This is a genomic window from Nocardia africana NBRC 100379 (genome assembly GCF_001612635.1).
Classification (GTDB): Bacteria; Actinomycetota; Actinomycetes; order Mycobacteriales; family Mycobacteriaceae; genus Nocardia; species Nocardia africana.
The window spans coordinates 1-17398 of the sequence record NZ_BDAV01000020.1 but is presented as its reverse complement, the minus strand read 5'-3'; the positions used below and the strand labels follow the sequence as shown (position 1 = coordinate 17398).

Below are 17398 nucleotides of genomic sequence, written 5' to 3'. Positions count from 1 at the left end.
ACTGGAGATGGTCGGTTATCCACAGAGCACCGCAGTGGACCGGCCCACCGGGCGGGCGGCTCGCCACGGCGGCCCCGGTGATGCGTCGGTTGTGACGATCGACGGATTGATCCTGCTGGCGGGACTGTTCACGGCCATCACGCCGTGGGTGATCAACGATTTCTCCGTCGCGCCGAAATTGGTCATCCAGAACCTGATTCTCGGTATCGCCGTGGCGGTCATCGGCCTGGTGATCACGGCGATGCCGACGAACGGCTACGGACTGAGCTGGGTCCTGATCCCGATCGGTGTCTGGCAGATCATCAGCCCCTGGGTCGTGGGTCAGCGCCCCACGGGCGTGCTCTGGACCAATGTGGTGATGGGGGCGATCGTCACCGTGCTGGGTCTGGCGGCAGCCGGGTTGCTGGTGACCACGGCCGTCAGCGATCGGCGACCGCACGCCGCGGCGGCGCACCATTGATTCGTGGCGGCGCCGGGTCGCCGGAGCGTGCACCGCGCCCGCCGGCACGACGCCCGCATGGAGATCGGCAAGCGGGGTAGTCGCCGTCACGACGGTAACTACCACGCTTCCTCCGGAATGGAGTTGATATGCGCTTCGACCCGATGCGTGCGGCGGCGCGCGTCCTGATGGGCTCCACCTACGCGGTGCTCGGCGCGGACGCGTTGCGCGAGCCCGGCGCCCGGCCGGAGGCGGCGGCGCCGACCCTCGCGGCGGTGCGCACGGTCGTACCGCTGCCCGAGGACGACAAGCTGCTGGTCCAGGTCAACGCGGGCGTCCAGGTGGCCGCCGGCGTCCTGCTGGCGCTGGGCAGACTACCGCGCCTGTCGGCACTGGCGCTGGTCGCCTCGATGGTGCCGACAACCATTGCGGGACATGCGTTCTGGGCGATCGACGACCCCGCCGCGCGCAAGCCGCAACAGGTGCAGTTCCACAAGAACATGGCGATGATCGGCGGGTTGTTGTTCGTCGCCTCCGACAAGCGCGGCGCACAGACGGCACCGGCCGATTCGCCGCGCTAGGGCTGCATCTGCGTGACCGCGTCCTCGGGTGTGCGCCACACCCCGTCGCGCAGCGTGTCCAGGATGCGGGTCAGCAGTCGTGACACGTGCATCTGGGATACCCCGAAGTGCTCGGCGATCTCCGATTGTGTTTTCGATTCGAAGAATCGGAGGACGAGGATGTCGCGGTCGCGCTGCGGCAGCTCGGCGATGAGCGGCCGGACCGCGGCGGCCTGTTCGAGCAGTTCGTAGCAGGGCTCGTCGACACCCAGCGCGACGGCCGCCGTGGACGGCGTGTCGTCGCGTTCGGTGCGCGCGGCGTCGAGGGAATCGCACTGGTAGACGTTGGCGGCCACGAGCGCCTGGGTGATGTCGATGATGTCGACATCCAGTTCGGCGGCCAGCTCCCGGGCGTTGGGCGCACGGCCCAGGCGCTGAGTGAGAGGATCGCCGGCCTTCACGATCCGGTGGCGCAGTTCCTTGTAGCGGCGCGGTACGCGGGCCGCCCAGGTGTGGTCGCGGAAGTGCTTGCGCACCTCGCCCATGATCGTGGGGACGGCGAAGCCGAGGAACGGCGCGCCCCGTCCGGGGTCGAAGCGGTCGACCGCGAGGACCAGGCCCATGCGGGCGGTCTGCAACAGGTCGTCGTAGGCCTCGCCGCGGTTGAGGTAGCGGCGTGCGATGTGCTCGGCCAGCGGCAAACACAATTCGATGATGTGTTCGCGCAGTGCCCGCCGGTGCGGGTCGGTGGCGTCGAGGTCGGCAAGTTTGTCGAACCACGGTTCGATGTTGTCGTAGCTGTCGCTACGCGACCGGGCGCCTCCGGTCCGGTGGGTTCGTGCGGGATGTGTCATTCGGGCCACTCCGTTTCCGTCGTATGCGACGACATGGAGCGAGCACCTCGATCACGCAAGCTCATCGGTGCGCCTGCGCACGGATGTTCGCATTCGGCTATCGTTCGCCTCGGCCTGCGCCGGAGTTTCGAAACTGGTTGGCGCGCAACCCATCTGCCTGGTGCACAATCGCACGCTGGGGGCGGGCGGATGCGCGCCGTTCGCGTACCGGACCGATCCTACGGACCGTCCGGTCCCATCGGTCGAGAACCGGACAGGATCCGGTATCGGTTGGGCTACGGATCGGATGCCACCGCGCATCGGCTCGGCACGGCCGCCCCACCGGTGCCGTCGGTGGGGCATCTGCGCAGGTGGGAGGCCTGCGAGCGGGCGGAGTAGGCTGCGACCATGGTCGCCAGCGGGCAGGACGACGGCGTCGAACGGGTGGTGGGCGCCGGTGACCCGCAAGGCGTCGGCCGGTTCCGATTCTGGTTCGCCGAACAACGGTGGGAGTGGTCGGACGAGGTGGCCCGCATGCACGGTTACGCCCCGGGGCAGGTCGAGCCGACCACCGAGCTGCTGCTCTCGCACAAACATCCCGAGGACCGGGACCGGGTCGAAGCCAGCATCGTCACCTCGGTCGAAGATCACGCGCCGTTCTCGAGCAGGCACCGCATCGTTGACACCGGCGGCACGGTCCGCGATGTGCTGGTGGTGTCGGAGCCGATGCTCGACGCGTCGGGCCGGGCGCTCGGCACCCAGGGCTACTACGTCGACCTCACCGAATCGGTCGACCGGGAGCGCCGGGTGCTGCTCGAGGAGGAGTTGCCCGCCGTGATCGAGCGCCGGGCGGCGATCGAACAGGCCAAGGGCATTCTGATGTTCGTCTACCGGATCTCGGCGGAGCAAGCGTTCCGGGTGCTGGCGTGGCGATCGCAGGAAACCAACGTCAAAGTGCACGAATTGGCCGCGCAGCTGATCAGTGATCTGGACAGCATGCCCCCGGTGCCCGCGCCGACGCGGACCCGCCTCGATCATCTTCTGCTGACGCTGCACCATCGCGTCGTGGACGAGCAGTAGTGCCGGCGGGCTCGTTCAGGCGCCCGGTTCCGGGTGGTTCGTCGGGGTGTGCACGATGTCGTAGTAGGTGGTGCGGTCGGCGGGGTCGGGGTAAACGCGGTAGGTGAAGGTCGCGGCGTCGAGTGTGACGATATCGACGACGCGGCGGAATTGTTCTTGTCCCGCAGCATTTTTCGCGACGACGGTGCGGGTGTGGCCGTCGGGTGAGATCGACCAGTCGCCGTGCATCTTCGGGGTGTCGTCGAGGTTGTACATGGTGAAGGTGCCGTCGGGGTCGAAGTAGGCGAAACCGACGTAGTTCGCGACAGCGCTGTCGGTCCGTGCGACCGGGCGGCCCTGGGCATCGCGCGCCGAGGTGGTCTCCCACGGGGTGGAGGCCAGCACCGCCGAGGGTGAACCGGCGCTCGCGGAGGCGGGCGCGGACGAGGGCGCCGGAGCGGGCGGGTTCGCGCCGGTGCCGTTCTGATCGCCACAGGCAGCGAGCAATCCGACGGCGGCCAGTGTCGCGAGTGCGGGGGCGAGTTTGTACAAGGCGCATTCCTCTCGGTCGTGTGCGGCCGTTCGAGGTCGGCCGGCCTCCGGGAGAGTCGACGCGATGGCCACTGCTTTCAGCCTGCACGAACTGGGGTTATAGCGTCCAATACTTGTCTTCGATGTTCGTGATTGGCTGTGCCTATAGCAGCGCGCATTCCAGCAGCAGGAACAGGGGGCGGGTGAAATGCTCGTCCCACCAAGGGTTTTCGCGCCGTTGCTGCTCGGTGGGTCGGGGCTCGCGCAGGGCGGTGATCGCGAAGCCGGCGGTGGTGAGCATTCCGATCGTCGTTTCCAGCGAGTACAGCGCTTGGACCGACGCGGCGGGGGAACGAGTCCCCGCGATGCATCGTCATCATCACCAGCCGCCCGGACGGGCGCAGAACGCGCGCGAATTCGACGAATCGCCGTCTGGGATCGGACAATCCGTGCGGAAGGCGGTTGGCCACCACCAGATCGACGCTGTCGTCGGGCAACGGCGGCGCGGCCACGTCGGCATGCCGGAATCGCGCGCGGGCCGGATCGTGTGCCGGATGGCTCGTCGCGGCCGCCACGAATGCGGCACAGGGGCGAGATCTTCACGCACGATGCGAATCCAGAACTCGGCGTTGGCCGCATACGCGTCCGAGACGGGCTCGTCTCCCAGCACATTCACTCCCCACTGCGATCGGGACGGGTCGGAATTCGGTACCGAGTCTTCACGGTCACCGCGCCCGCGGCCGGACCCTGCGGGAGAGTGATCAGACGGGGTAGCCGGATTCCGGTGGGCGCGGGGCATTTTCGGGCTCCCGCGGCCCCTGGTCCAGCCGGAACGGCGGGTACTCGTCGCTCATCAGCGAAACATAGGCCCGGACCCGCAGTGTCCACCGATTCATGCCGAGCACGAAGGCGAACAGACCGTTCGGATACCGGCCGGTGAACAGCAGCGCGATCGCCGCGATGAAGACCAGAATGCCGAGCAGCGGAATCCAGATGACGGCGGTTCCCTCGTCGTCTCCGCCCCAGTACCGCGAGCTGCCGACGAACGCCCAGACGATCAGATACTGCGGGATCGCCAGCAACCACCATTTGATCAGGACCAGACCCCGGTGCAGCCGCTCGGGATAGTCGACCTCGAGGTCGGCCGGGTAATTCTCGTCGGGTCGCAGGCTGAACGGGGGATACCGATCGGTGCCGAGCGCAGAGAGCGCGTAGAACCGCACCCGCCACGTCCAGCGCAGCACACCGACGTTGAAATCGAAGAGGCCGCGCGGATATCGGCCGGTGATCAGGATGGCGAAGAACGCGATGACCGTCACCACCGCATAGGCGATATGCAGGAAGAACAGCACGATGTAGTGCGGGATCGCCAGAATCCATTTGACGATCCACTGCCAGCGCGACAGCGCCGGATCCAGGTCGCCGCGCACGTGGACCGGGTAGGGAGATGCCTCGGGTTGCATGTCACGCTCCTCTCGGCGGTCGCGGCCCAGCCGAGCCGCGTCGGATATGCACGATTGTTTCGCATGCACGCTGCGCGCAGGGGTAATTCGAGGGTGTGCGCGTCACCCGGGCGAGACACCCGCCGGGCCGCGGGAATACTCGGACGCGAGGACGAGGTTCGGCCTCGTATGAAGATCGGAGTCAACACCTTCCTGACCGATGAGGGCATCGGTCCCCGGGTTCTCGGACCGGCGCTCGAGGAGCGCGGATTCGAATCGCTGTTCCTCGCCGAACATTCCCACATTCCGGCGAGCCGGGAAACGCCGTATCCGGGCGGCGGTGAGCTCCCGCGCGTGTACTACCGCACCTTCGATCCGTTCGTGGCGCTCGCGGCGGTGGCGGTCGTGACCGAACGCCTGGTGCTCGGCACCGGGGTCACCCTGCTGATCCAGCGCGATCCGATCCACACCGCCAAGGAGGTCGCCACCCTCGACCATCTCTCCGGCGGGCGGGTGGTCTTCGGCGTCGGCGTCGGCTGGAATCGCGAGGAGATGGCCGACCACGGCACCGACCCGCGGACGCGCGGCGCTCTGCTGGACGAGCAGCTGGCCGCGATCCGGGCGATCTGGACCCAGGATCTGGCCGAATACCACGGTCGTTTCGTCGATTTCGATCCGATCTTCGCCTGGCCGAAGCCGGTGCAGCGTCCGCATCCGCCGATCTTCGTCGGCGGCGGCGAGGCCGCGGCGCGGCGTGCGGTGCGCCTCGGAATCGGCTGGGTGCCCAACGGCGTGTCCGACGCTTCCGAGGTGCCGGCCCAACTGGCCGCCGTCGGCGACAGCGACATCCCGATCGCGATCACGCCGGTCGCGCCCGATCCCGCACTGCTGGATGCTTATGCCGAGGCCGGTGTGCAGCGGGTGACGCTGGCACTGCCGACCCTGCCGGAATCGGAATCGCTGCGCGCCCTCGACGAATTCGCGGCGGTCGCGCAGCGCTATCGCGACTGAATCCGCGTCCGTGCGCCGTGTCGGACCTGGCCTCCCGGGCGGCGCACGTGCCGGCTGCCGTGGGCGAGTTCAGGGACGCGGGGCGGCTGCCCCGGCATCTCGGCACGCGGCGGCTGTCCGGGGCCCTTGCGACGGCGGGGAGGCAGTCGATGCGAGTTGGCAGTGAGTGCACCTGTGCGCCGACTGCGAAAATGCGGTAATTGCCTGTGCCGGTGGAGGCGCGCAAGGCCGCCGTATACGGCCGACCAGCTGCCCGCGTTGGTCGAGCGGACCGCGCCTGCCACCACGATCGACAGCGTCGGACTCCGCGAGGGACGTGCAGCGCGTCACCGACTTCTGTCTTCGGGCGGCGCGTCCGGGCCGCCGAGGCTCCCGAGCACGGTGAGGAGCCGCTGCGGTGCGAGCGTGGCGGGGCGATCGCTGACCTGCCCGTCACCGACTTCCAGGACCCGCCAGACACCGTCGGAGCGCAACGCGAAATCGACCGTGACGAAAGGGCATCCGAGCTCGCGGACGAGCGGTTCGACCGTGGTGAGGTCGGGTCCGGGTGCCGGCATCCGGTCCGGGGTGTCGGGGTGCGGGCCGACCAGCCGGCAGTTGCCGTCGACCCACCAGGTGCGCACCTCCTCGGCGGCGAGGTCCTCGAAGCGGCGCAGCACGAAGCCACCGGTCAGGTCGGGCCCGCGCAGCTCGCGCAGGCGCCGTGCGACTTGCCAGGCCGCGTCCGTGTCGGCGAGGTCCGGAATGTACATCGCCTCGTGCCAGTGGTGCTTCATCGATTTGGTGTAGTCGCGCACGACGGCGGGTCCGGGCCCCAGAACGGCTCGCGCGCGGTCGAATTCGTCGCGTCCCACTCCTCGGGTCCAGCTCGACTCGGGAGTGAGCCGCGCGAAGACGTCGTACCAGCCGGGGAATTCGTGGGCGCGCCGGTAGTGCCGAGCGTTCGTGCACAACGTCACGCCGCGGCCGCGCAGTGCGTCGTCGAAGGCGGCGTACTGTTCGCTGCGCAGCATCCAGCCCCGGTAGATCGCGGGTCCTTCGCCGCGCACCCGCCGCACCGCTGCCCTGGGGTCGGGGGCTCCGGTCCGGGTCAACGCGTCGTGATCGACCAGGCCCACCTCCATTCCGCTCGCCCGCGCGGCCTCGGCATCGGCGGCGAAGTGGGCGTCGGCGTGGCCGGGGCGCAGAACGTCTGCGGGAACCAACACGATCATCGGGTCATCCTCACGGGACAGCACACGCTCGGCCAAAAGTGCGGTCGCGGGGGCGCTCCCACCCGTGGCGACGGACGGTCCGCGGTCTTGCGGCGCTAGACCCGCGTCTCGGCCATGTCCACCTGGCGGGCGGCGTTGGCCAGCGCGGTGACGACGCAGGTGCCGATCCGTCCGGCCCGGTCGTAGAGGGTGGCGGTGCCGACCGCGATGCCGTCGGCCGAAATATGGTCCTGCGCATGCAATCCCAGCTCCCGCCCCGCCGGCAGCCGAGTCAGGGTGAGGGTCACGTCGCTGTTGATGTAGCCGACGCCCTCGCTGCCCCAGTTGCAGACCAGATTGGTGGTGTCGGCCAGGAACGCCGCGCGCTGGAACGGCGTGATCGCCTCGTCCTCGACCAGCGGCGGCAGATTCTGCCAGACCGATTTGCGTTCCCCGTTCTGCGCGGCGGCGAAGTCGCCGGACCAGTCGCCGTCGCCGCATTTGAACAGCGGTGGCTGGCCGGTCGGCGCGTCCAGTCGCCGGTCGGGCACCGGCAGGGCCTGGTCGGCCTGCCAGATCCGGCCCGGAGGTTGCTGTGCGACAGCCAGGTACATCACCGACGCCCGCACGCGCACCTCGTCCTGCTGGGTGATCCACGCGTCGGCGACGCGCACCCGGGCGCCGGAGCGCACCACCGCACTGTGCACCGTGATCGGTTCGTTCCGCACCGGGCGGAACAGGTCGGCGGTGAGCCGAGCGGGAACGAAACCGGCTCCCGGGCAGTGCGTTTCCAATTCCCGCGCCAGCAGACCGCAGATCGCGGGTCCGGCCACGTGATCGGGCGACCATTTGCTCACCGCGAAGTCGCCCGCGACGAATCCCCGTTCGTCGCGGCTAAAGAATGCCATCATCGCCTCGGCCCTTCCGTTCCCGACCCTTCGAATTAGAACACGTTATAGGACCGGATCCGGAGGATGGTCACCGGTTCGGGCGCCGCCGCCGGCGACCGAATGTCAGCAACTGTCGTCACCTAGGATCGGATCATGAGTCGATGGGAACCCAATGCGCGCGGCCGCCTCGCCCAGGCGGCCCTCGAGCTGTACTCCGAGCGCGGGTTCGACGAGACCACAGTGGCCGAGATCGCGGAGCGGGCGGGCCTCACCGAACGCACCTTCTTCCGGCATTTCGCCGACAAGCGGGAGGTACTCTTCGGTGGTCAGGACCTGCTGAGCAGCGCGATCGCGGAAGCGGTGGCCACCGCGCCCACCGATGCGGACCCGATGGCGACGGCGATCACCGCGATCCAGGCGGCCGGTGCGCAGATTCCCGATCTGCCGGAGTGGCAGCTGCGGCGGCGGGCGGTGATCGCGGCCAACGCCGCACTGCAGGAGCGCGAACTCCGGAAAATGGCCGTCGTGGGTGGCGAACTCGCCGACGCGCTGCGAACCGCGGGCGTCTCGGAGGCTGTCGCGACCCTCTGTGCCCGGGTCGCGGTGACCGTCTTCGGGATCGCGTTCGACCGCTGGGTCGACGGTTCCTCCACGCGCGAATTGTCACACGTTATAGCCGAGGTATACGCCGAGCTCACGGCCGCTGTGGGCGCCGGATGGGCGGTTGCGGAGGAGGAGCGGGCGGGTGACCCGGGGTGACGGGCGGCACAGAATGTGCCTAAGGTGACGGTGAACGACACGACCAGCCCGACCGATGGAGAACGACGTTGAAGACCAGACTGGGCTGCCCCTGCGGTGAACAGATCGTCGGCACCGACGAAGACGACCTCGTCGAGAAGACGCAGAAGCATCTGGCCGAGAATCACCCCGGCCACGACTACTCGCGCGACGAAATCCTCTTCCTCGCCTACTGATTCTCCGTATCGGCGGCCGGGCAGCGCATCCGCGCGTACTTCACCCAGCCGGTCTCCGGCCGGGTGAACCGGCCCGCCGAGGCGTCGCCGTCGGGATGGCGACCTGTTTCGTGTGGCGAATTCTCACGAACTCGGCACGCATGAAACGACGCTGCTCAACCGGCCGGAGGTATCGGCACGATCTGCAGTCCGTCGACGAAGGTGTCGATATCGGGTCGGTACATGTCCCGATCGGCGGCCGTGGCCTCGACCGACATGCGAATCGGATACAGCATGTCGCCTGCGAGGTAATCGAATCCGAGAAACTCGTGGTACTCGTCGACCTCCTCGGCACGGGACGCGGACAAAACTCCGGTGGACCGGGTTCCGCCCCAGCCGCACACCTGGACGGTCTCGGATCGCCACTGCCGCCACGTGCCTTCCATCGCACTGATCACGGCTGTGTGGCCGGAAGCTTTGCGTGGAGGGGAGACGCCGAGCGTGACGGTCGCGCTGCTCATCCGTCCCGGGTGCCGATCGGACCGGCGCAATATCACATCCTTCCCTTCCGTCGGCGTCACCTGCCAGGCCCTCAATTGCGGAAGCTGGAGCGCGAAGGGAATATCGGGGCGCACTGTCGTGGTGAAGACGGATCCATTCGCCGCACTGGCGTCGCAGGCCGTGCGAATCGTCGGCGCCGATGACGTTGTCGACGAATCGGGTGCCGACTCGCCGCACGCGGTCATACTCGCCGCCACGACGCCGGCCAGAACCAGATGCCGAATCCTCACCACGGTTGCCAGCCTATCCAGCCCGACCATCACACGACACACGTCCGGCTCTCCTCGCCGGTTGAGTGCTTCGGGTCGAATCAATCGCCTCACCGTGATGTTTCGTCATCCTCATCTCCGAGTGCTCGAGCGGTGTGCCCGACGAGACAATCGTGGTCGCCATGGATGTCGATGAGTTGTCGCGCCCGGCCGACGGATAGCGGGCCCAACAGTTCGACATTGCAGAGCATCTCGGCCAAGTGTCCGTCAGCCGGCACGAAGATGTGCGGAAAATTCAAGGCTCTCACCGGCCTGACCGCGATTGCTCGGATACCGCAGTATCGGATCCGCCGATGCGGTCCAGGCGAAAAGAGCTCAACGCGTCCTCCAGAATTGATGTGATGCTCCGAAGCTGTCCACCGTCGTGAGATTCGGCCGGGTGGATGCCGATAGCCGTGAAGCCGTTCGCAGTCGCAATGCCCTGCGTCAAAGCGATATTTCGTGAACGAGGACATGGGCGCGTCCGGCCAGGACGTCGAGCAAAGACGTGCGCGGGAGCTCGAGATTCGACAGGTGATCTCGGCCCGTAATCACGATGCGCGCCTCGGCGCGGCAGCATTCGCGAACCAGCTCCAGGTAAGCGGGTGGGACGGTGGTCTGTGGTGTCGGCTCGCGGAAGATCGCGGCGAGTTCGCAGCCGAGCATCTTCGCAGCCATTTTCAGGCGAAGTTCGCTGCTGCGAAGATCGTCTGCGGGGACGAGATCGAGCCGTAGGTACCCGTATGCGAGTGGTGGAGGACAGGGAATCGGTGGCCTGTCTTCGCTTCCGAGCAGGCCGGCGATGACTCGGCACAGCAGATCAGCGGGCGGCAGTTGGAGTTGGTAGTTCCGTTCGAGAAGGAAGCGGGTGCATGCTCCCGGTATCCGTTCGGGCAGGTCGGCCGACGGGTGCTCGTCCTCGGTGCGGAGGTGTGAACATGTTGTCCGCCAAGGGGTGACGAACGGCCTGGCCGAGTCTGCGGCGTCCGAGTCGCGCATAATTGCTTCCCCTCTCCGGTAATGGCCCTGGTAGGCACCCACCGCCGAGGCATTTTCACCCGGCGGCGAGGCCGCATCGAGCTTCACATCGTCAGAGAGCGTCGACAATGGCACTTTGCCGGGGTGGTCACCGGAAGTGACACTGCGAAGACGTTGCGCTGCTTAGCATTCCAGCTTCAGAAGTCCGGACAGTTCGCGCATCTCCACGGTCAGAGTCCGTCGCTTCGCGATGATCCGCTCGAGTAAGTCACGCGCCATTCTCTGCTCGACGAGCCAGGGCCGGGCCTCGCGCGACAGCGTTGTCAGAACCTCGAACGCCGTGTCGTAATGGCGCAACTCCAGGTGCGCCGAGGCGACATCGAGCAGATGGCGATTGCGGTTGTCCGAGGTGGGCCGCGGGACGGGAGCGATATCGCGGGCGAGGCGCAGTGCGAGGTCCGGCCGATCGGCGACGACCGCGTTCTCGACCCGCTTCATGGCAACGGTCGGTGGATTGAATGTCGTCCAGTACTGGTGGTAGGGAGCCTTCTCGTGTCGGATCGCCACCGCACCTGCGGCGGCCAGGCGCATCATGTCGTCGGCCTCATCCGGGCGATTGTCGCGGATGGCGGCGGCGGAGCCGCGCAGCAGAAGCCAACCCCACGTGGATATTTCACGTGTCGTCGCGACCGAGAGGCGCGGCTCGATGCGATCGGCCCATTCGGTGGCGAGGCGGCGGACGGCATCGAATTGTCGTTCGACGATCAGCAACCAGCACAGCGTGATGACTGCCGAGGCGGCGTCGAGGACGTTTCCGGTCGACTCGGCATCGGACAGCGACCGATCCAATGCCGTACGCGCGGCCGGCAGTTGGCGGGTCTGCACCATCGCGGAACCCGCGAGTTGCAGCACCCGCGATCGCACCAACGGTGGTGCCGCCTCGACGTCCTCGATCAGTCGCGGCAGCACGCGAGCCAGCGCCTCGTAGCGGTTGTCGTGATACAGCCGCGTCCCGTCGGCGAGTGCGGCTTCCACGCCTCCGGTAGACATCGGCTCCTGCGCGGACGAGTCCCTCATCGTCGCGAGCGCGTGCCGCGTCGGTTCCCATAGCCCAGCGTCGCCGTCGGATTCTGCAATCCTGGGCGTCGGGCCGAGAAGCGCTGTGAGAGAACAACCGAGGGCGACGGCGAACCGCCGCAGTGTGTCGATGCGAGCGTCGTTCCGCTCACCCTGCTCGATCTTCCGGATATAGGACAATGAGATACCGGACAGTTCCGCGAATTCGCGTTGCGTGAGCCCACGTCGCTTCCGCAGAGATTGGAGCCGCTCCCCGAGGTCCATGCTCCAAGGCTAGCGGCGGCGGTGGGTGGCGTTGAAGCGCGCCTTTTTCTGGCGGTTTCCGCAGGTGTTCATGTCGCACCATTTGCGGGTGCGGCTCTGGCTGGTGTCGAAGAAGGCGGCGCGGCAGGTCGGTGATGCGCACAGCGCCAGTTTTCCGTCTCGTTCGCCCGAGATGAGGTCGATCGCGTCGGCGGCGATGACGCCCAGGGCGTCTTCTACGCGGGAAGGCGCGCTGAGCCGCCAGCGGCGGTTGCCCTCGGGGGTCAGGATCGCCGCGGCCCGGCCCTGAAGGCTGCGCTCATTGATGGTCTCGACGGCAGAGGCGGGGAGTGCGTCGCCGAGCGCGGCCGCGGTCGCGGCGGCGTGAATGGCTTCTCGCAGTTCCCGGGCGAGGTCGAGTTGGGCTGCGGTGCAGGAGTTTACGGCCAGGCCGCTCACCTCCAGCCAATCGACGAGTCGCTGCGGTGTGGGGATGCGTTCCACAGGATCGCCGTGACGCTCCGACAGAGTCCCCGTGAAGCTGGTCGCCAGTACGGCGCCGAGGCGGAAATCAGGAAACCCAGCAGGCATGGAACCAGCTTAGCTGGTTGCGGGCTGTCCTACCCTCATGTTAGAACCGTCTTAGCCGGTTCACGACAGGGTGCAGCCGGTTCCGCGATGACAGGAGGTCTCATGTCCGCACTCGGCAACCTCGATCCGATCTCCGCGCCCAGCCCCCTCGACGTGCAGGTGTTCGAAGCGCGCGCGACCGACGCCGACCTCGACGATCTGCGCGCGCGATTGGCCGCCGCGCGGCTCCCCGAAGCCGAGACCGTCTCTCGCGCGGCGCCCGGCCCCGGGCGATGGGCACAGGGCGTTCCTCTCGCCGACCTCGTCGACGTCGTGAGTTACTGGCGCACCGAGTACGACTGGCGGTCGTTCGAAGCGCGTCTCGATCGAATCGGCCAGTACCGCACCAGGATCGACGGCCTGGGAATCCACTTCCTGCACCGGCGATCCGCACGCGCGGACGCCACTCCCTTGATCATGACGCACGGCTGGCCGGGCAGCATCGCCGAATTCATCGATGTGGTGGACGAATTGGCGGATCCGGAAGACGCGGCCGCGCCGGCGTTCCACGTGGTGATCCCGTCGCTTCCGGGGTTCGGTTACAGCGACAAACCGGCCACCACCGGGTGGGGCACCGAAAAGATCGCGGCCGCATGGGTGGAACTGATGGACAGGCTCGGCTACCGGAAGTTCCTGGCGCACGGCGGAGACTGGGGAGGCACTATCACGACGGTTCTCGGCGGCAGGTTCGGGGAGCATGTTCTCGGCGTCCACTCGCTGTTCGCGGAGGCGCCGCCCGGGGTGACAACGGACGGGCTGACCGCGACCGAACGCGAGTGGGCCGAGGAAACCCGTCATTTCTGGCGCCACCGGGCCGCATACGCGAAGCAGCAGGCGACCCGGCCGCAGACCATCGGCTATTCGCTCGTCGACTCACCGGTCGGGCTCCTCGCCTGGCTTCTCGACAAGTTCGCCGAGTGGAGCGATACCGAAGACAGCCCGTTCGAAACGATCTCCAGAGACCGCATTCTCGACGACGTCACCCTCTATTGGCTGACCCGCAGCGGCGCATCCGCGGCCCGCATCTACTACGAAAGCCACAACTCGCTCGACCCCGACCTCCGCGTCGACGTCCCCTCGGCGATCACCATGTATCCCCGCAACATCGAGAAATGCCCACGCCCCTGGGCGCAGCAGCGGTACCGGCAGATCGTCCGATGGAATGCACCCGAATCCGGTGGACATTTCCCGTCGCTGGAAGTTCCCGAGTATTTCGTCGACGATCTGCGAGAGGGTCTCGCCGCAGTACTGGCCGCCCATCGGTGAACTGGGCGTCGAGACCGCTGGAGGGACGCACCTCGTCGCGACAGCCGGGCTCGGGGTCGTCGTCGCCGAAAGGGCACGTGCGGCCCAAGGGTGGGCCTCGGCAATCTGACAGCGTTCGGATGATGACGCCGGCCATTCTCGCTGGGCGCCGATGAGTCGCGTCGTCCCAGACGGGCGCAGGTAACGGGACGCCGGGCCCTTGACACGGCGTCGGGCGTGGCGTTTGACTAGTGAACTATCGTGTGTTACCTCGAACGATGATTCGGAGAGGTTGACGTATGCAGCGCATCGGGATGGCAGGTCTCGCTCGTCGGCGCGGATCGAGCTGCCGCGGAACCGGCGTTGCGGCGGTACTGATCGGGCTCTGCGTCGTCTCACTGGGGGCGGCTCAGACGGCTGCTGGCGAACCAGTGGCAAATACTGTCGACACCGGGTTCGCTGTCCCCTTCTCCGGGGCGCCCGGATACGAGCAGGTGGCGCCGACGCAGATGGCGAGTCCGGATCAGCTCGATCAGCCGCTCGGTGAGGCGGCGGCGGATCGGATCGCCGCGCAGATCGGGCTGGACCGCGCCGACGCGTTGACCGATCAGCAGTATCAGGATCTGAGCACCGGTGGGGGAGTCGGCGGTAACCGTGACGCGGCGACTGTGATCACCGCGTGCGTCGACATCCTCACCAATACGGCCGGCCGCCCGATCTATTCCGATGTCGGCGGGCAACGCACGCCCTCGACGCTGGCCAGTTACGGGCTCTATGTGAATCCGAGCGGCATGCTGGAGAGCCCCGCCAACGCGGACGCGCCGACCCGGCAGGTGAATACGTTGATCGCGCCCGGCGGATACGTGGGTAACTGGTTGCGGGACAACGGTGCGACTCGGAGTCTGGTCGCGCTGTACCGGTCCGCCTATACCGTGCAAGCGGCATACGGGTTTGTGGCGCAACAGATTTCGGGTGCGGCGCAGCTGGTCACGAATACCAAGGGAAATGTGAGCACCGTGGTCGGCATGTCGATGGCGCCGCCGCTGTGGATCGTCAACTTCGCCCTGATCTACATCTTGAAACCCGCACTGGCGGCCGCGATGCCCGCCTACTGGGCTCCCATTCCGGGCCCCGTGGTCGACGCCATCGAGGCCAGCCCCACCGGTCAGGTTCCGTTCGGCGAGTATGCCTCCTACTTCACGTAATCGCTGAATACGGTTCGCCCACGTCGCGCTTCGCCGAGGAATCCCGGCCGCCGCGACGGCCGCGGTTAGAGTCGGAGCATGAGTAGTGAACCGCTTGCACTGCCCGCGGCCGAGTGGCCGGACTGGCTCGGCGATTACGTCCGCGGCCGGCTGAGGACGGCGGCGGACACGATGGAGCAGCTGAAAGCCGCCACGCCCGGCGACACCGCCGGTGTGCTCGGACTGTGGAACGACGCCGATATCGCGCTGCGCGGGGCCGATTCCGCCGCGCACCTGTTCGCCGAAGTCCACCCCGACCCCGAGGTGCGCGGGCTGGCCGAGGAACTGGTGCAAGAGGTCGATCGAGCCAGGACCGACAGAGATCTCGACCGCGCTCTGTACGACATCGTCGCCGCAACCGACCCGTCGAACCTGGACGAGGTGCCGGCGCGCATGCGCGAGCACGTCCTGCGCGATTTCCGGCGCAGCGGAGTGGACCGCGACGAGGGAACCCGAGACCGGCTGCGGGAGATCTCCGAGCGGCTCACCCTGCTCGAACAGGAATTCGGCCGGGCCATCCGCGAAGACGTCCGATCGATCCGGGTCTCACCCGACAAACTCGAAGGACTGCCCGCGGACTTCGTCACCGCCCATCCGCCCGCGGCGGACGGGCTCGTCACGGTGACCACCGACTATCCGGACTATCTGCCGTTTCGCACCTACGCCCGGGACGCGGACGCCCGCCGCGCCCTCACCATGGAGTTCGAAAGCCGTGGCTGGCCGGCCAATGACGCTGTGCTGCACGAGATCCTGGATCTTCGTGCCGAGAAAGCCGCGCTGCTCGGCTTCGACAGCTGGCCCGATTACGACGCCGACGTGAAGATGATCGGCAGCGGCCACGCCATCGCCGAATTCATCGAGCGCATCGCGAGTGCCGCCGACGCCGCGGGCCGGCGTGACCTCGAGACACTGCTGGCGCGCCGTCGTGAGGACGAGCCCACAGCCACGACCATCGACCGCTCCGAAGTCGGCTACTACACCGAACTCGTGCGCCGCGAACAGTACGACGTCGATGCCCGGGAAGTGCGCCGCTACTTCGATTTCCCGCGCGTGCGAGCCGGTCTGCTCGAGGTCACCGGCCGCCTGTTCGGGCTGGAGTATCGAGCCGTCGACGTACCGCGCTGGCACGAGGACGTCACCGTCTACGACGTCTACACCGACGGTGAACGACGCGGACGGATCTATCTGGACCTGCATCCCCGCGAAGGCAAATACAAGCACGCCGCACAATTCGACCTCGTCGGCGGCGTCGCCGGAAAACTCCTGCCCGAGGGCGTGCTGGTGTGCAACTTCTCGCGCGGACTGATGGAACATCAGCACGTCGTCACGCTGTTCCACGAATTCGGGCACCTGATCCACCACGTCGTCGGCGGGCACCAGGACTGGGCGCGCTTCTCCGGCGTCGCCACGGAATGGGACTTCGTCGAGGCGCCGTCGCAGATGCTCGAGGAATGGGCCTGGGACGCCGCCATTCTCGCGACCTTCGCCGTCGACGAGACCGGCGCGCCCATCCCGGCCGAATTGGTCGAGCGTATGCGGGCGGCGAAGGATTTCGGCAAGGGCATCTCGGTCCTCACGCAGGTCGGCTACACCGAGGTGTCCTATCTACTGCACCAGGACCGGCCCGCCGACCACGACCCGGTGGTCGTCGATGCCGTGACGCGGCACAGCGGGATAGCCGAGGTGCCGCAGACCCATTTCCAAGCGTCGTTCGGGCATCTGGCCGGCTACACCTCGGCGTATTACACCTATCTGTGGAGTCTGGTGATCGCGAAGGATCTGTTCTCCGCGTTCGACGCCGGCGATCTGTTCGATCCCGTTGTGGCGCAACGGTATCGCGACAGTATCATCGCGCCGGGTGGTTCCCGCGATGCCGCCGACTCGGTGGCGGACTTCCTCGGCCGCCCGTTCACCTTCGACGCGTTCGCGGCCTGGCTGGACCGTGCGCCCACGCCACACGCGGTGTCGTGAACGCGGCGCTCCGCCCTACGTGTGCGTCCAGTCGGGTTGCAGCAGATCCGCCACCCGGGTTTCGCGGCCGACGAGCACGACCTCGCGGAATTGCAGCAACATGGCGCCGGTCGGTGCGTGGATGGTCATCGAGTCCCCGATCCTGAGCTGCAGCAGCCGGGAGCCGTCCGGCCGGTCGACCCAGTGCGGCACATCGTCGGCCGCGAGCCGGTCGAGCCGCACGAAATGCACGGCATGGACCTCGTCGTCGTTGGGATAGAGGGCGCCCGGATTGTCGAGCGCGACGACGA

Annotated in this window: 20 protein-coding genes and 3 pseudogenes; 9 read left to right on the top strand and 14 right to left on the bottom strand. The window is 67.5% G+C overall.

Features of this window, described 5'->3' with window-relative positions:
- Positions 1 to 7: 7 nt before the first annotated feature.
- Entirely contained in the window at positions 8 to 460 is a 453-nt protein-coding gene (locus NA3_RS30240) for an SPW repeat protein (protein WP_062967463.1), read from the top strand.
- A 128-nt stretch (positions 461 to 588) separates the two neighbouring features.
- The gene (locus NA3_RS30235; RefSeq protein WP_062967461.1) at positions 589 to 1020 is read left to right on the top strand and encodes a DoxX family protein; all 432 of its coding nucleotides are present in this window, start codon (positions 589 to 591) and stop codon (positions 1018 to 1020) included.
- On the opposite strand, the gene NA3_RS30230 is transcribed toward NA3_RS30235, so the two are convergent.
- A complete protein-coding gene (locus NA3_RS30230; RefSeq protein WP_062967459.1) occupies positions 1017 to 1853 on the bottom strand; it encodes an RNA polymerase sigma factor SigF in 837 nt (278 codons plus the stop codon). The two genes, NA3_RS30235 and NA3_RS30230, sit on opposite strands and share 4 nt — an antisense overlap.
- A 387-nt stretch (positions 1854 to 2240) precedes the next feature.
- Here NA3_RS30230 and NA3_RS30220 point away from each other — a divergent pair, with 387 nt between their 5' ends.
- On the top strand, positions 2241 to 2912 hold the full coding sequence (locus NA3_RS30220; RefSeq protein ID WP_062967455.1) for a PAS and ANTAR domain-containing protein: 672 nt from the start codon (positions 2241 to 2243) through the stop codon (positions 2910 to 2912).
- 15 nt (positions 2913 to 2927) lie between these two features.
- On the opposite strand, the gene NA3_RS30215 is transcribed toward NA3_RS30220, so the two are convergent.
- The 4 genes and pseudogenes from NA3_RS30215 to NA3_RS30205 form a co-directional block, all read right to left on the bottom strand.
- Positions 2928 to 3443 carry a DUF4822 domain-containing protein gene (locus NA3_RS30215; RefSeq protein ID WP_062967453.1) on the bottom strand — a complete coding sequence of 172 codons (516 nt, stop codon included), beginning with the start codon at positions 3441 to 3443 and terminating at the stop codon, positions 2928 to 2930.
- 142 nt (positions 3444 to 3585) lie between these two features.
- Positions 3586 to 3723, bottom strand: coding sequence for a hypothetical protein (locus NA3_RS38875; RefSeq protein WP_227995509.1), 138 nt, complete (start codon positions 3721 to 3723; stop codon positions 3586 to 3588).
- Positions 3724 to 3829: 106 nt separating this feature from the next.
- Positions 3830 to 3997 (bottom strand): annotated as a pseudogene (locus tag NA3_RS39360) (methyltransferase domain-containing protein); the annotation flags it as partial.
- A 186-nt stretch (positions 3998 to 4183) separates the two neighbouring features.
- Complete coding sequence (locus NA3_RS30205; RefSeq protein WP_062967449.1) at positions 4184 to 4885, bottom strand: DUF4389 domain-containing protein; 702 nt, start codon at positions 4883 to 4885, stop codon at positions 4184 to 4186.
- Between the two features lie 168 nt (positions 4886 to 5053).
- Here NA3_RS30205 and NA3_RS30200 point away from each other — a divergent pair, with 168 nt between their 5' ends.
- Positions 5054 to 5875 carry an LLM class F420-dependent oxidoreductase gene (locus tag NA3_RS30200; RefSeq protein ID WP_062967447.1) on the top strand — a complete coding sequence of 274 codons (822 nt, stop codon included), beginning with the start codon at positions 5054 to 5056 and terminating at the stop codon, positions 5873 to 5875.
- A 326-nt stretch (positions 5876 to 6201) separates the two neighbouring features.
- On the opposite strand, the gene NA3_RS30195 is transcribed toward NA3_RS30200, so the two are convergent.
- The 3 genes and pseudogenes from NA3_RS30195 to NA3_RS39525 form a co-directional block, all read right to left on the bottom strand.
- Positions 6202 to 7089, bottom strand: coding sequence for an ATP-grasp domain-containing protein (locus NA3_RS30195; protein ID WP_062967645.1), 888 nt, complete (start codon positions 7087 to 7089; stop codon positions 6202 to 6204).
- 95 nt (positions 7090 to 7184) lie between these two features.
- Complete coding sequence (locus NA3_RS39530) at positions 7185 to 7469, bottom strand: thioesterase family protein (RefSeq protein ID WP_373995287.1); 285 nt, start codon at positions 7467 to 7469, stop codon at positions 7185 to 7187.
- A 219-nt stretch (positions 7470 to 7688) separates the two neighbouring features.
- Positions 7689 to 7976: pseudogene (locus tag NA3_RS39525) on the bottom strand (acyl-CoA thioesterase domain-containing protein); the annotation flags it as partial.
- Positions 7977 to 8111: 135 nt separating this feature from the next.
- Between NA3_RS39525 and NA3_RS30185 the strand changes: the two are divergent.
- Positions 8112 to 8717 carry a TetR family transcriptional regulator gene (locus NA3_RS30185; protein ID WP_062967444.1) on the top strand — a complete coding sequence of 202 codons (606 nt, stop codon included), beginning with the start codon at positions 8112 to 8114 and terminating at the stop codon, positions 8715 to 8717.
- Between the two features lie 68 nt (positions 8718 to 8785).
- Positions 8786 to 8932 (top strand): DUF1059 domain-containing protein, encoded by a 147-nt coding sequence (locus NA3_RS35590; protein WP_063820473.1) that lies wholly within the window; start codon positions 8786 to 8788, stop codon positions 8930 to 8932.
- Between the two features lie 155 nt (positions 8933 to 9087).
- On the opposite strand, the gene NA3_RS30180 is transcribed toward NA3_RS35590, so the two are convergent.
- From NA3_RS30180 to NA3_RS30165, 5 genes and pseudogenes are all read right to left on the bottom strand, one after another.
- Entirely contained in the window at positions 9088 to 9705 is a 618-nt protein-coding gene (locus NA3_RS30180) for a hypothetical protein (protein ID WP_128145292.1), read from the bottom strand.
- Between the two features lie 462 nt (positions 9706 to 10167).
- The gene (locus NA3_RS37195) at positions 10168 to 10806 is read right to left on the bottom strand and encodes a hypothetical protein (protein WP_128145291.1); all 639 of its coding nucleotides are present in this window, start codon (positions 10804 to 10806) and stop codon (positions 10168 to 10170) included.
- 75 nt (positions 10807 to 10881) lie between these two features.
- The gene (locus NA3_RS30170; RefSeq protein WP_227995510.1) at positions 10882 to 11748 is read right to left on the bottom strand and encodes a hypothetical protein; all 867 of its coding nucleotides are present in this window, start codon (positions 11746 to 11748) and stop codon (positions 10882 to 10884) included.
- Between the two features lie 111 nt (positions 11749 to 11859).
- Positions 11860 to 12039: pseudogene (locus tag NA3_RS39355) on the bottom strand (helix-turn-helix domain-containing protein); the annotation flags it as partial.
- 9 nt (positions 12040 to 12048) lie between these two features.
- Positions 12049 to 12609, bottom strand: a complete 561-nt coding sequence (locus NA3_RS30165; RefSeq protein ID WP_062967437.1) for a CGNR zinc finger domain-containing protein — start codon at positions 12607 to 12609, stop codon at positions 12049 to 12051.
- A gap of 102 nt (positions 12610 to 12711) precedes the next feature.
- On the opposite strand from NA3_RS30165, the gene NA3_RS30160 reads away from it, so the two are divergent.
- The 3 genes from NA3_RS30160 (at position 12712) to NA3_RS30150 (ending at position 17108) form a co-directional block, all read left to right on the top strand.
- Positions 12712 to 13914, top strand: a complete 1203-nt coding sequence (locus tag NA3_RS30160) for an epoxide hydrolase family protein (RefSeq protein WP_062967435.1) — start codon at positions 12712 to 12714, stop codon at positions 13912 to 13914.
- 278 nt (positions 13915 to 14192) lie between these two features.
- Complete coding sequence (locus NA3_RS30155) at positions 14193 to 15098, top strand: hypothetical protein (RefSeq protein ID WP_062967433.1); 906 nt, start codon at positions 14193 to 14195, stop codon at positions 15096 to 15098.
- 78 nt (positions 15099 to 15176) lie between these two features.
- The gene (locus NA3_RS30150) at positions 15177 to 17108 is read left to right on the top strand and encodes a M3 family metallopeptidase (RefSeq protein ID WP_062967431.1); all 1932 of its coding nucleotides are present in this window, start codon (positions 15177 to 15179) and stop codon (positions 17106 to 17108) included.
- A gap of 15 nt (positions 17109 to 17123) precedes the next feature.
- On the opposite strand, the gene NA3_RS37840 is transcribed toward NA3_RS30150, so the two are convergent.
- The coding region (locus NA3_RS37840) for an NUDIX hydrolase (protein WP_501193624.1) at positions 17124 to 17398 on the bottom strand (275 nt) is incomplete at its 5' end.

Excerpts from the sequence above, each read along its gene's own strand:
- NA3_RS30185 (WP_062967444.1), top strand. The coding sequence starts at position 8,112 with ATGAGTCGATGGGAACCCAATGCGCGCGGCCGCCTCGCCCAGGCGGCC.
- NA3_RS30195 (WP_062967645.1), bottom strand. The coding sequence starts at position 7,089 with ATGATCGTGTTGGTTCCCGCAGACGTTCTGCGCCCCGGCCACGCCGAC.
- NA3_RS38875 (WP_227995509.1), bottom strand. The coding sequence starts at position 3,723 with ATGCTCACCACCGCCGGCTTCGCGATCACCGCCCTGCGCGAGCCCCGA.
- NA3_RS30160 (WP_062967435.1), top strand. The coding sequence starts at position 12,712 with ATGTCCGCACTCGGCAACCTCGATCCGATCTCCGCGCCCAGCCCCCTC.
- NA3_RS30220 (WP_062967455.1), top strand. The coding sequence starts at position 2,241 with ATGGTCGCCAGCGGGCAGGACGACGGCGTCGAACGGGTGGTGGGCGCC.
- NA3_RS30240 (WP_062967463.1), top strand. The coding sequence starts at position 8 with ATGGTCGGTTATCCACAGAGCACCGCAGTGGACCGGCCCACCGGGCGG.
- NA3_RS30155 (WP_062967433.1), top strand. The coding sequence starts at position 14,193 with ATGCAGCGCATCGGGATGGCAGGTCTCGCTCGTCGGCGCGGATCGAGC.
- NA3_RS30170 (WP_227995510.1), bottom strand. The coding sequence starts at position 11,748 with ATGTCTACCGGAGGCGTGGAAGCCGCACTCGCCGACGGGACGCGGCTG.
- NA3_RS30165 (WP_062967437.1), bottom strand. The coding sequence starts at position 12,609 with ATGCCTGCTGGGTTTCCTGATTTCCGCCTCGGCGCCGTACTGGCGACC.
- NA3_RS30200 (WP_062967447.1), top strand. The coding sequence starts at position 5,054 with ATGAAGATCGGAGTCAACACCTTCCTGACCGATGAGGGCATCGGTCCC.
- NA3_RS30235 (WP_062967461.1), top strand. The coding sequence starts at position 589 with ATGCGCTTCGACCCGATGCGTGCGGCGGCGCGCGTCCTGATGGGCTCC.
- NA3_RS30230 (WP_062967459.1), bottom strand. The coding sequence starts at position 1,853 with ATGACACATCCCGCACGAACCCACCGGACCGGAGGCGCCCGGTCGCGT.
- NA3_RS30205 (WP_062967449.1), bottom strand. The coding sequence starts at position 4,885 with ATGCAACCCGAGGCATCTCCCTACCCGGTCCACGTGCGCGGCGACCTG.
- NA3_RS30150 (WP_062967431.1), top strand. The coding sequence starts at position 15,177 with ATGAGTAGTGAACCGCTTGCACTGCCCGCGGCCGAGTGGCCGGACTGG.